Consider the following 11,953-nt stretch of genomic DNA (forward strand, 5'->3'; position numbering starts at 1 on the left):
AGCATGCAGATCAGACCCGGATCCATGTATCCCCTTGGTGCAAGCTACGATGGCGCGGGAGTCAACTTCGCCCTCTTCTCCCAAGTCGCGCAGAAGGTCGAACTGTGTCTGTTCGACGATGACGACAACGAGACCCGCATCGAGATGAACGAGCAGAACTCGTATGTCTGGCACAACTATCTGCCCGGCATCCAGCCCGGACAGCGATACGGCTACCGCGTCCACGGTCCCTACGATCCCGACCGAGGGCTGCGCTGCAATCCCAGCAAACTCCTGCTCGACCCGTATGCCAAGGCCATCGAGGGCAATATCGACGGCGACGAAAGCCTGTATTCGTATTGGTTCGACAGTCCCGACGACACAAGCCGCATGAATGACCTCGACTCGACCGCGCATACGATGAAATCCGTCGTCGTCAACCCCTTCTTCGACTGGGGCAACGACCAGCACCCCATGATCTCGTATCACGACTCCGTGATCTACGAAGCGCATGTGCGCGGCATGACCAACCTCAACCAATACGTGCCGCCCCAGATCCGCGGCACCTACGCGGGACTGGCATATCCCACCGTCATCGAATACCTGAAGCACCTCGGCGTCACTTCCATCGAGCTGATGCCCAGCCAGCAGTTCGTCAACGACTCCTTCCTGCAGGAGAAGGGTCTGACGAACTACTGGGGATACAACACGATCGGCTTCTTCGCGCCCCACAACGCCTATTCCAGCTCCGGCCAGCGCGGCGAGCAGGTCAACGAATTCAAGGCGATGGTCAGGGCCTATCACAAGGCCGGCATGGAAGTCATCATGGACGTGGTCTACAACCACACCGCCGAAGGCAACCATATGGGCCCGACCCTGTCCATGCGCGGCATCGACAACCAGGCGTATTACCGGCTCGTCGACAACGATCCCAGGCATTACTTCGACACCACCGGCACCGGCAATTCGCTGCTCATGCGCTCGCCGCACGCGCTGCAGCTGATCACCGACTCGCTGCGCTACTGGGTCACCGAGATGCATGTCGACGGCTTCCGCTTCGATCTGGCCGCCACACTCGCCCGTCAGTTCCAGGAGGTCGACAAGCTCTCCGCCTTCTTCGACATCGTCGAACAGGACCCGGTGCTCTGCCACGTCAAGCTCATCGCCGAGCCCTGGGACCTGGGATCCGGCGGCTATCAGGTCGGCGGCTTCCCCTCCAGCTGGTCCGAATGGAACGGCCGCTACCGCGACACCGTGCGCGACTTCTGGCGCTCGCAGCCCTCGACCCTGCCCGAATTCGCCTCGCGCCTCATGGGCAGCTCCGACCTCTACCAGGTCAACGGGCGCCGCCCGGTCGCCTCGGTCAACTTCATCACCGCGCACGACGGCTTCACCATGGCCGACCTCGTCAGCTACAACGAGAAGCACAACATGGCCAACGGCGAGGGCAACCGAGACGGCGAGTCCAACAACCGCTCGTGGAACTGCGGCGTCGAGGGGCCGACCAACATCCGCGACGTCAACGAGCTGCGCGCCCGTCAGATGCGCAATATGTTCGCCACGCTGCTCGTTTCGCAGGGCGTTCCGATGATCTGCGGCGGCGACGAGGTGGCACGCAGCCAGCAGGGCAATAACAACGCCTACTGCCAGGACAACGAGATCTCGTGGACCGACTGGAACCTGACCGAGGTCCGTCGCGACATGTTCGCCTTCGTCTCCAAGCTCATCCATCTGCGGCTCGACCATCCGGTGCTGCACCGCCGCCGGTTCTTCGAAGGGCGCGAGCCGGGGGACCAGGCCGACACCGTGCCGCAGGTCGAATGGTTCGACCACACCGGTTCGATCATGGACATGGACGACTGGGGCAACACGCACGCGTTCTCGATGATGGTGTTCCTCAATGGCGCCGACATCCCGGAGACCGATTGGTACGGCAACCGGATGGTCGACAACGACTTCATCCTCATCTTCAACGCGCATTACGAGCCGATCCAGTTCACACTGCCCGACGAACGCTACGGCGACAAGTGGCAGCTCGTCGTCGACACCTACAATCCGAAGGGGCCGGAGCTGACCTATGAGGCCGGGTTCTCGATCACGGCTCAGTCGCGCAGTCTGATGATCCTGATGAGCGCCGGACGCGCGGGGCAGGAGCGGATGGGCCGGTAGGGACGGATATCCCGCTCAGCGATCCGCCGGCAGGCGCGACTCGATGCCTTCGTCGACATGCGCCTGCAGACGGGCCAGCTGCATGGCCACGCGGTCCGCTTCGATGGCCGCGATCTGGCGGGAGAAGACGATGAACCAGCCGAGGAACATGAGCCCGGCCACCGCCTCCACATTGGTCAGCGTGTTGCGGCCCTGCATCATATTCGCCCAGAACAGGGCGCACACCAGCGCCCCGAGGTCGGAGATCACCATCGTCGCCTTCGATAGGCGCGGCGCCAGCCATGGCAGCGCCAGGAACAGCGCGAGCATCACGAAGGGCAGGCCCTTGGCGCAGATATTGTGCAGGAGGTTGTGCGGCGTGTAGCGGAACGCGCCGATGCCCACGAACGCCAGCCCGGAGAGCATGAGCAGGGCGGCGAGCACGCTGATGCGCGTCATGAAATGGGGGATCTCATAGCCGCGGTTCGGGTCCTCGCGCGTGTGGTCATGCCACAGGCGCTGCAGGCGTTCGGTGGTCAGCAGCTCGGAGATCGCGAAGTAGCTGACGATGATGATGCATACGCCGGCCAGCATCAGCGTGGAGTTGAACATGCGCGCCGCGAAGGTCGTGCGGTCGCCCAGCTGGGAGAAGTTGTTGTGATACCAATACGGGTCGTCGGTCGTCAATCCCGCCGTGCACACGCCCGAGACGACGAAGAACGGCAGCAGCGAGGCCAGCGTCTTCGCGTTCATCATCTCCGCCTGCACGAAGGTCATGTAGCCGACTATGCCGGCGAAGGCCGCGCACACGCTCGACAGATAGCCGGCGAACATCGCGTTGCCCATGATGTCGCCCGCCACCGAGATCAGGGCGAAGGAGGAGAGGAATATCGTCGCCGCGTAGACGACGGACAGGGACAGCGTCTCGAAGATGCGGCGCACGGGCGCGAGCCAGCCGTGCTTCAAGTTCAGGGAACGGGACTGGCGCATGTATCCCAGGCAGAACGAGATGACGCCGCATGCCGCGACGATGCCCGAGCACACCATGAACCGGCGCTGGGTGACCTGCCAGATGGCCGGCGCGGCCTCCATATAGAGGTTCATCGAAATCGCGCCGATCACGGCGCATACGAAGAAGGAGATCAGACCGGAGGTCTCGGCCCGTTGGTGACGCCCCATGCCGGCCTCCCTCGTATCTTTTTTATCCGCTGGGATTTCCTCGGGAATATCGTTCCTGCATCCCCGTGTTTCCCATGTTCGTGCCCGCCCGGCGGCAGGCCGACAATCCATTTTACCGCCAATGGGTCGATGGGGCGGATGTTGCGTTATACTGGTTGTTCGTGCGTGCTCGGACCGCGTGTTCCTCGCGCACAACGGGCTATAGCGCAGTTTGGTAGCGCGCCTGCTTTGGGAGCAGGATGTCGCCGGTTCAAATCCGGCTAGCCCGACAACAGTAGCCTCCAAGCCTCCTCACAGTGCTCAAACCCGGAGGCTCTTGTTTTTATTGCTTGATGACCGCTGATGGGGAGACTCGATGCATGAGAATGATGCAAAACGCAACGAGGCCGTGGAATTGGCGAAGCGACTCATTCTTGACCTAGTGTGGAAGACCTCGAACATCGAGGTCGATGGCATCACGTTCCCCGACACCGAGGAGATCTTCGAGGGGCGTGCGCCGCAGGGCATGGCCGTCAACGACATTGTGGTCGTGAACAATATCAAGCATGCATGGATGTTTCTGTTCGACAACGTGTCCCAGACGCTGGATTGGGCGTATGTCTGCCAATACAACCGTCTTCTGGGCTCCGGAGGCGTTGTGCGCGATCCGGGGGCGTTGCGGCAGATTATGGTGAGGATCGGGGGAACCGATTGGATTCCCGGGATTCCGACGTTGGCCACATCGAATGATTGCATTACGGAGTTGTCTCGTATCGACGATCCCGAGGAACGTGCGATACGGACGTTCCTTGCCATCACGCGAGGCCAATGGTTCAATGACGGGAATAAACGCACTGCGATCATGGCGGCGAACCATGTGCTGATTAATGCCGGCGTCGGCGTGTTCTCCATCGCCCCATCGCTGAAGCGTGAATTCACGGACAAGTTGTTGCGCTATTACGAAACCAATGATTCCACCCAGCTTTCCACATGGCTGGCTGAGCACGCAATCGGCCACGTCCCAGGCGGCCTCACCCTAGCCGAGAGCCGCGCTGCGTCCATATAGTTTTTAAAAGCAACCGACCCCTCTTTTACCGAATTTGTTCATGCGATTGAGAAATCAGGACTTCTTCTCGTAAGTGGTATCTTGAAGCTCATTTTCTGCCTACTCGCAAACGATTTTGTATGAGAAATCCACAAACGTTGAGTTAGGGTCGCCTGTGTTGAGCACATCAATGATGCGGATAACGCAGAGACATCCATCATCGTTCAAGAGGACCACGCTCTGTCCTTTATCGGCAATGACACGTCTGCCCTCTTGTATGTTCCCAGCGGCTTCATCAATCGAGCGAGATTGCGGAAGAATGTCCACTGCTAGCACATCGTCGTTATACACATACAGGGTCTGTTTCCCGCATTCTGAAACATTGAAACGGAATTCATGTATGCCATGGCCCATTGTGAAAGTGTTATGGGATGCTTTCAGGTACTCGAAGTGAACGGTGCCTTCGAGATTGGGATTCGTCCAGCGGTTCGGGTCGCGAAGGTTCTTGATACGCTCGACTCGCAACATTCGCTTGCGAATGAGCGCGAGGTCTTCTGCATTCGACTTATCGGCTGGAAAATCAACGATCCAACGCCATAGTCTTCAATCTGGGAATCGTAGAGAAATCCATCCTTACGTTGGTTGAAATTAAATCCCTTGGGATTATTCTTGCTCAGCCAATTCGGCAGGGAGAAATCGGCATTATCCACTGCGATGAAGCTCAGCCAGTTGGATGGCCTTTCATTAAGGACATCTTGAATTTGTTGGGATTCCGTGGCGACTCCCGTTCCAGCCTTTTGAGCTCTCTCCAGATAGGTTTGATCGACGATCACAAGAACGTGGCGAGCGTCGGAGAGGCTTTTCATGAAGGCGATCAAATCATCCCCATACGGAAGATTATTGTCAAGGCCGACCTGGAAGTCCATGAGGTGAAGATGGGAGGCAATCAGCCGCACCCATTCCGACTGTTCTTTCGACCAGGCATAGGAAATGAACACATCGTAGGAGTACTTGTCGTTTGTAGTCATGCTTGGTGTGACTGCCATTCCGAAAAGATTGGGCGATACATATCTAGGGAGAAAAACAACCTGGCCCCTCTTGCGAGGGGCCGGTGCGATCGAGGTTGCAGGCAATAGCCCGCGGTTCCGGTTTGTAATTATGCGGCTTGTGGGATGCGGGCATCCGCCGCAGCGGGATTGTTGAGGTATGCCGCCAGCGCCTTGCGCAGCAGAGCCGCTTTGGACAGGCGCTCTTTCTTGGCCTGCGCGTCGGCCATGGAGGCCATGTCCGGCGTCAGATAGGTCTTGCACATTACGGACGCCTGCTGTCGGGGCTGTTCCGCAAGCGGACGACCCGCGAAGATATCGTCCAGGTCTTCTGCGGTGAGCGTCCTGCGGGGGCGGATGACCTCGCCGACGATCTTCGGGGTATGCTGCGCATACGAGTCCGACAGCTCGGACCATTCATCGTTGCGTGCCATGGTTGCTCCTTTCATTCCGCCTGGTCGAAGAACCGTTGCCACTCAGGGCGGCAGTCCATTGCATGGAACACCTTTCGAGTGCGCTGGGAGACCAGCACCTCCACGCGACGTTCCCGTGACTCGTCCACGTACCCGAGGAAGGCCATGGTGCGGTCGCCGGGTTTTCGCGACTCGACCTCAAACACCGCCACTGCATGCGTGATCACGTAATCGATCTGCGCCTGCGAGAACCAGTGCTTGAAGGCCGATTCCTCACATTCGAACATGCATATATGGTACCACATTATAGGACTACCATGCATATGTCATATATCGGTGGAGGAAAGGCTATAAGCCACAAATCAAAAACGCCTACTGCACCCGGTAGACCTGCGCCAGCGTGCGCGAACCATCGCGGTATTCGCCGGCCGGATCGGGGCCGGAGAGAGGGCGCAGACGCACGTCTTTTCTGGTGATATGCGCCAGCATCGTGCGCGAATTGCCTTTGACGATATAGAGAGCGTCGGGGAATAGCTGGAGCCGGATGCAGTCGGCTGCTTGGATGAGCATATCCCACGGAAAATTGGCCACGCTTGAGGAAACGACGGCCAGCCAGTCCCTTTTATCGAGCGTAACGACGCGCGCCCGCCAGATCTCCGCGTCATTGGGGCAGACGGACTTGACCGCGGCGTCCGTGCGTGATTTGAACCGTCGTCCCGGCGTCGCGCACGCCTGCACCTGCCGCCAATCGATGGGAATACGTCTTTCGCCGTCCATGGAATCTCCTTCGCAAAGCGTCGCCTCAGTGTTCCCTCGCTCCCTCTCCTCGATATCCAGTCTAGCCGCATCTCTCGCCAGCCGCAGCGGACGGCACTCCATCGCAAGGCGCGATTATGATGGCAGGCAAAGCGCAAAATCGGTCCCGGCGAAGGAGAAGGAGTGTGTTGATGCGATATGTGATGCGGCTATATGACACGCCTTTGCTGGAATTCGAAGCTGCCTACGGCGAGGGACTGCTCGCCGGAACGCTGCGCGCGCATGTCCTCTGGTTCGATGAGCGAGAACGCGCCCGTCTGCCGTTTCCGCTGGCCCCCGAGCCCGATGATGACAAGCTGACCGCATGGCTGCAGCGCCGCACGATTCCACGGAACCGCCGGTTCGCCGTCGAGATTCTGCGGCAGGCGGGGCTTGATATCTCGGATACGCTCGGCATCATCGATCTATGCAAGGGGCTGTCCATCAACGATTCCTACTGGGTGGAGCGTGCGGGCGAGGATCTGCGGTTCGCCGACATCAATCTGTTCGACAACCCGCTTGATGAAACGCTTGCCATCGTCGCCTACACCGGCCATACCTCCAGTGAAAAACATGCCATCGGTTTGTCGAGCGAATGGACCACCGATGGTCAGTTCCCGAAGGCATGGCGCCGCGGCCGCGGCGGACTGGAACTGTGGAAGGCCGGCAGCGAGGGGTATGCGAACGCCGGCATGGAGCCGTATTCCGAATATCTCGCCTCACAGCTGGCCACCAAGATCGGCGTTCCGGCCGTCAATTATCATCTGGCCCAGTGGAAGGGCAAACTCGCCTCGGTCTGCCCGATCATGAACACCAGGGACGTGTCCTTCGTCCCGTTCTACGCCGCCACCGGGTTGTCGTCTTTCCCGGCGATTCTGGCATGCGCTCGGGCGCTTTCCCTGGGGGAGTTCGAGGCGATGCGCACGATGCTCGTGTTCGACGCACTGATCGTGAACCAGGACCGGCATGCCAACAACCATGGACTGCTGCGCGACAACCGCACGGGTCGGATCGTTGGCCCGGCGCCGTTGTTCGACCACAACATGGGTCTGTTCAAGAACGATATGCGGTCCGATTGGCAGGGCGGGGCGTGGATACCTGAAGTGATGGACCGACTTCAGCCTTCGAACAGCACGATGTCGTTCGCATCGCAGGCGCGGCAGATCATGGGACCGGTTCAGCATGAATGGCTGCGCCGTGCGCTGGATGTGACCCTGGAGGATGACCCCGCGCATCCGATGGAACCGGGGCGCATCGACGCGCTCAACGCATATCTGCACGCGGCGGCGCGCCGGTTGCTCGACATCCCCGTCGTGGACGAAGCGTCGCTTAACGACCAGCTCGATACGCTGTCCGCCGACATCGCCGACGTACCGGTGCTGCGCAACGAAGCGCTGCTGGTGTGAGCCGCATATAAGTCACGCGTAAGGCTGATAGCGCGGGAGCCGGTCCCCAGGATACTTGGGCATCCGGCTTTCGCTTTCGTTTCTCTAGCAAGGCTGACTTGCGCTTGCTCGCAGTCTTGCTGTTCGTCTGAAATGCTCATGGCTTGACTCCTCGATCGGTCATTTCGCGCAAAAACTTAATAGTGGCGGGCATGGCGTGAAAAATAAACCAATGCGTCGTCGACGTCGCCGATGTGTTGGTGATGGGGGCATGTTGCGTTATCCCTTTATGGTCTCTTTGGGGGAATACGCGGTTGTCGTGCGTGATGAGGACGCGGGAGCAGATTCTGCTCAAATACAGGGGATTGCTGGCGCTTTTCCGGCGTGTTATGCGTCAGGAGGCTTTGCTCCGTCATGTCCGGGGGGGGGTATCCGTTTTAAGCAACAAGGGTGTGTGGTGTTCCCTGATTGTTCCGCCCGGAGAAAGAGGGATCGTGTCAGTTAGACAATCGAAACATGACGATGGCTTAAAGCAGACGGGCCGCCGCATGCTCTCTCATGCGGTGAGCATGGCGGTGACGGTAGGCCTGCTATGCGGCACGATGGTCGCCGGTGCGTCGGCATATGGCGTCGAGACTGGGCAGAGGGGTGCTCAAGGGACGACGGAAACCGGTCAGCGAGCGGCTGGCGATGCCGACAACGCGCTCGCCGGCAAGTCCGATGTCGCTGAGACAGGGGAGCAGACTGATTCAACGAATCCAACTGAATCCGGAGATTCGTCTGATTCCGCGGGACAAACGGAGTCCGGAGAGCCGTCCGGCTCCGAAGGACAAGGAGACCCCGAGGATCCGTCCTCGGATAAGACGACGGAGCTGGGGGAGTCCTCTGAACCGTCCGAGGATTCGCAGCCTTCCGGAAACGAACAGCTTGCGCCGTCAACGCCAGACAGCGAGAAATCGGACGAGACCACCGATTCTTCCGCAGACACCAAGCAGAAGGTGAACTTCGACGAGCACACGGTCAAGAACACCGTCTCGCCCTCCGGCACCACCATCAATCTGTTCGACTACTGGATGGAGAACCGCGATTCGGTCGACACCGGCAAGAATGGCGGCGATGGCCAGCCTAATTGGGTGGCTGGTTCTGACATCGGTATCGACAAAGAACATGACTTTAAGTTCGTGTATGGCGGCAGTGGTTGTGGCAATATGGGCAATCCGCCTGATTACAGTAAGTGCGGCATCAACTCTTGGACCGGTTCCGGCGGTGGCCCGCGAACCGGCATCGTGGAACGCCAACTCGTCAGCGGAATGCCGAAACTAGCCAGCACGAACGGCGAATCATTGTCCTATCTGTTTGACCCCGCAGATTCGAGCGAGTCGTCGGCGTATCGCGCGGCCCATCGCAATGTCGGCAATTTGCTGCAGGTGGATGACGACAAGTATTACTACTACGACAGCCAGCAGAATTTCGCGTCATACGATGAGGCCTCTAACAAGTTCAAACTGTATGACTCCTGGGCGGTGATGAAGCACACTGACAACAATGCCATACCGAACGGGCAGTTCTTCCCCTTCAACGACGCGCAGACCGTGTTCGACGGCACCAAGACCGAGAACGGCAAACTCGTCGCGAATCCTAATGTCAAGAACACAGATGCCAAGCTCAACCATTGGTTCGGCATGACGATGTCCACCCGTTTCGTCCAGCCCAAGGACGGCATTGTGCAGGACGCCCAGCAGGACATGAGCTATGAGTTCTCCGGTGACGACGATGTGTGGATCTTCATCGACGATGTGCTCGTGGGCGATCTCGGTGGCATCCATGATGCCAACAGGATCAAAATCGACTTCAAGACCGGCGATGTCATCACATACAGCAAGCTGAACGAAGGCAATCCAGACGGCAAAGAGCTGTCGCGCACCACAATCAGGGACCAGTTCACGGCTGCTGGAGCTGAAAACGAAGCCTTGTGGGCTGAGAATAAGGACACCTTCGCCGATAACACGTACCACACCTTGAAGTTCTTCTATTTGGAACGCGGCAACTTCGCCTCGAATATGAAGCTGCGCTTCAACTTGGTCACGGTGCCCGAGAGTCAGATCGTGAAGGTCGATCAGGTGGGCAATCCGATCGAGGGCGTGTCCTTCGAACTGTATGGGCAGACCTATGACGACAAGAATGACACGTGGGTCGACGGCGCAAAGACGCTGGTGGCCGAGGGCACCACGGATGAGAACGGTGCCTTGGTGTTGGTCGATCCGCAGACGGAGACGCCCATTTCCTTCGACGAGGTGTATGACAAAAAGGGCTACATTCGCTACCGGTTGCACGAAGTGAATCCTCCACAGGGATATCGCTCGGCTGGGGACGTGCTGCTGGAATATCATCCCGCCGAGGATGCCAATGAGTTCGGCGGTTATGTCACCTCACTGCAAGGCAACGAATGGCAGACCGGTGCCTATGCCAACGCGGGTGTGTTGGTCTCCGCGCCGCATGACATCTATAAGGCGAGTTCCGTGGGCACCAAGGGCGAGCAGATCAGCGAGGAATCCCTTAAGCAGGGCACGTTGTTCGCCATGGTGCTCAAATACGAGGGGATTGGGAAGGCCGGTCTCAATGACACGCATAATTGGAAGATCGTCTCGGGTGATTCACTCAACGGTTGGACGACAGCACCTGAAGGCAGCGGCGTGACTGACATCGGCACAATCGCCCAGGCGGCCAGGGAAGGAAAAGGACATCGCTTCCTGTTGAATTCCAGCGGTTCCTATGAGACCAATATCGAGGAGCTGCCGGGCGATATCAGCACGTATTACAACATGCTCAAGGGCACCGGTGGCGACATAGGCAATACGAAGTACACCGTGGCGTACTATTTCACGGACGGTTCCCTGGCCGATGCGAATGCTGGGAACACGCACCGGCTCTTCATCGAAGACACCAATGGGACTGCGCCGTACCAGCGCAAGTTCTCGGTGAACCTTCATGTGCCGAATATCAAGAACTCGCTGTATGTGCAGAAGACCGACGAGGATTATCAGCCGATCACCAAACGCGGTGAGAAACTCACCGCGCAGTTCGCGCTGTACAAGGCGGATCAGGTGAACTCGGAGGGCAAACTCATCGATAACGCTCGGCCCTATGACACGGTCACCACCCAAAAGTCGCTGAGCGTCAACGGCAAGTACATCATGGACAGCGCCGCGGCATTCCCCTCCGATGGCAAGGTGCTCGAGGAGGGAGCGTATTACCTCAAGGAAGTCAAAGCTCCTGATGGGTATACGTTGCACGACGGTCTGACCAAGGTCGTGGTGACTTCAGATGGTGTTTACGCGGATGCTGGTCAAGATAATGATGGCGTGCGTGTGCGTTCGGGTGTCGGTCAGCTGGTCAGGACGATGGCGCGTTTCGCAACCAGCGACCAGATCGATGCCACGCTGAGCGACATCATCGCCGAGCTGCGAACAGGCGGTGAGCCGAGCTACAGTCAGCAGAAAGGCTGGCAGTATTCGTGGAATGACGAGTCCTCCGCGGGTTCCATGAACCTGTCCTACAAGAACAGCGCGGCCTTGTTGGAATACGGTGTCACCGGTTCGACCGATCAGCGCCCCTCGTATGAGGATGTCACGCTGATGAACGATGTCGGCTGGTCCACGCTGTCGATCACGCAGCACTACGACGATTACTGCATTCAGACAGGTGATGAGGGAATCAAGGGATGTGTGTCAAGCATTAACAAGCAGCACCTTGTTGATGCCCAAAACAAACCGATTTCGCTGAACAACCTGTTCACCGGCTCAACCACCATCCAAATCGCCAACCATGCCGGTCCCGAGCTTCCCGCCACTGGAGGCATGGGCACGAGAACTCTGTTGTGGAGCGGACTGTTGCTTGTCGGCATCAGCCTGAGCGGTCTTGCCTATGCGCGCAGGCGGTGGTGAGCATGGTGAGTTTCCGAGACCCGGATTTTCTGGGAGAGAT

The 11,953-nt window shown here is 58.7% G+C and carries 9 protein-coding genes and 1 tRNA gene; 5 read left to right on the forward strand and 5 right to left on the reverse strand.

The features are described 5' to 3' along the window. The first annotated feature begins 24 nt into the window (after nt 1-24). On the forward strand, nt 25-2,148 hold the full coding sequence (glgX, locus tag AC1AUD_RS07030) for a glycogen debranching protein GlgX (protein WP_476573598.1): 2,124 nt from the start codon (nt 25-27) through the stop codon (nt 2,146-2,148). A 15-nt stretch (nt 2,149-2,163) separates the two neighbouring features. Here glgX and AC1AUD_RS07035 read toward each other — a convergent pair whose 3' ends face one another. Further along, entirely contained in the window at nt 2,164-3,306 is a 1,143-nt protein-coding gene (locus AC1AUD_RS07035) for an ABC transporter permease (RefSeq protein WP_476573407.1), read from the reverse strand. Nucleotides 3,307-3,501: 195 nt separating this feature from the next. Between AC1AUD_RS07035 and AC1AUD_RS07040 the strand changes: the two genes are divergently transcribed. Both AC1AUD_RS07040 and AC1AUD_RS07045 read left to right on the forward strand, forming a co-directional pair. Next, a tRNA-Pro gene (locus AC1AUD_RS07040) sits at nt 3,502-3,575 on the forward strand. Nucleotides 3,576-3,661: 86 nt separating this feature from the next. Continuing rightward, on the forward strand, nt 3,662-4,351 hold the full coding sequence (locus AC1AUD_RS07045) for a Fic family protein (protein ID WP_476573409.1): 690 nt from the start codon (nt 3,662-3,664) through the stop codon (nt 4,349-4,351). 416 nt (nt 4,352-4,767) lie between these two features. On the opposite strand, the gene AC1AUD_RS07050 is transcribed toward AC1AUD_RS07045, so the two are convergent. The 4 genes from AC1AUD_RS07050 to AC1AUD_RS07065 all read right to left on the reverse strand — a co-directional run bounded on the left by AC1AUD_RS07050 (nt 4,768) and on the right by AC1AUD_RS07065 (nt 6,566). Further along, nucleotides 4,768-5,376, reverse strand: a complete 609-nt coding sequence (locus tag AC1AUD_RS07050; RefSeq protein ID WP_476573411.1) for a toll/interleukin-1 receptor domain-containing protein — start codon at nt 5,374-5,376, stop codon at nt 4,768-4,770. 110 nt (nt 5,377-5,486) lie between these two features. Next, a complete protein-coding gene (locus tag AC1AUD_RS07055) occupies nt 5,487-5,810 on the reverse strand; it encodes a hypothetical protein (RefSeq protein ID WP_476573413.1) in 324 nt (107 codons plus the stop codon). An 11-nt stretch (nt 5,811-5,821) separates the two neighbouring features. Beyond that, entirely contained in the window at nt 5,822-6,076 is a 255-nt protein-coding gene (locus AC1AUD_RS07060; protein ID WP_476573415.1) for a hypothetical protein, read from the reverse strand. Between the two features lie 85 nt (nt 6,077-6,161). Next, nucleotides 6,162-6,566: a hypothetical protein gene (locus tag AC1AUD_RS07065; RefSeq protein WP_476573417.1), complete on the reverse strand. Its 405-nt coding sequence runs from the start codon at nt 6,564-6,566 to the stop codon at nt 6,162-6,164. Between the two features lie 170 nt (nt 6,567-6,736). Here AC1AUD_RS07065 and AC1AUD_RS07070 point away from each other — a divergent pair, with 170 nt between their 5' ends. Together AC1AUD_RS07070 and AC1AUD_RS07075 are read left to right on the forward strand one after the other, a co-directional pair. Continuing rightward, nucleotides 6,737-7,990: a HipA family kinase gene (locus AC1AUD_RS07070; RefSeq protein WP_476573418.1), complete on the forward strand. Its 1,254-nt coding sequence runs from the start codon at nt 6,737-6,739 to the stop codon at nt 7,988-7,990. Nucleotides 7,991-8,463: 473 nt separating this feature from the next. Continuing rightward, the gene (locus AC1AUD_RS07075) at nt 8,464-11,913 is read left to right on the forward strand and encodes a SpaA isopeptide-forming pilin-related protein (RefSeq protein ID WP_476573420.1); all 3,450 of its coding nucleotides are present in this window, start codon (nt 8,464-8,466) and stop codon (nt 11,911-11,913) included. Nucleotides 11,914-11,953: the final 40 nt, after the last annotated feature.

The sequence above is a fragment of the Bifidobacterium sp. LH_730 genome (genome assembly GCF_056355835.1).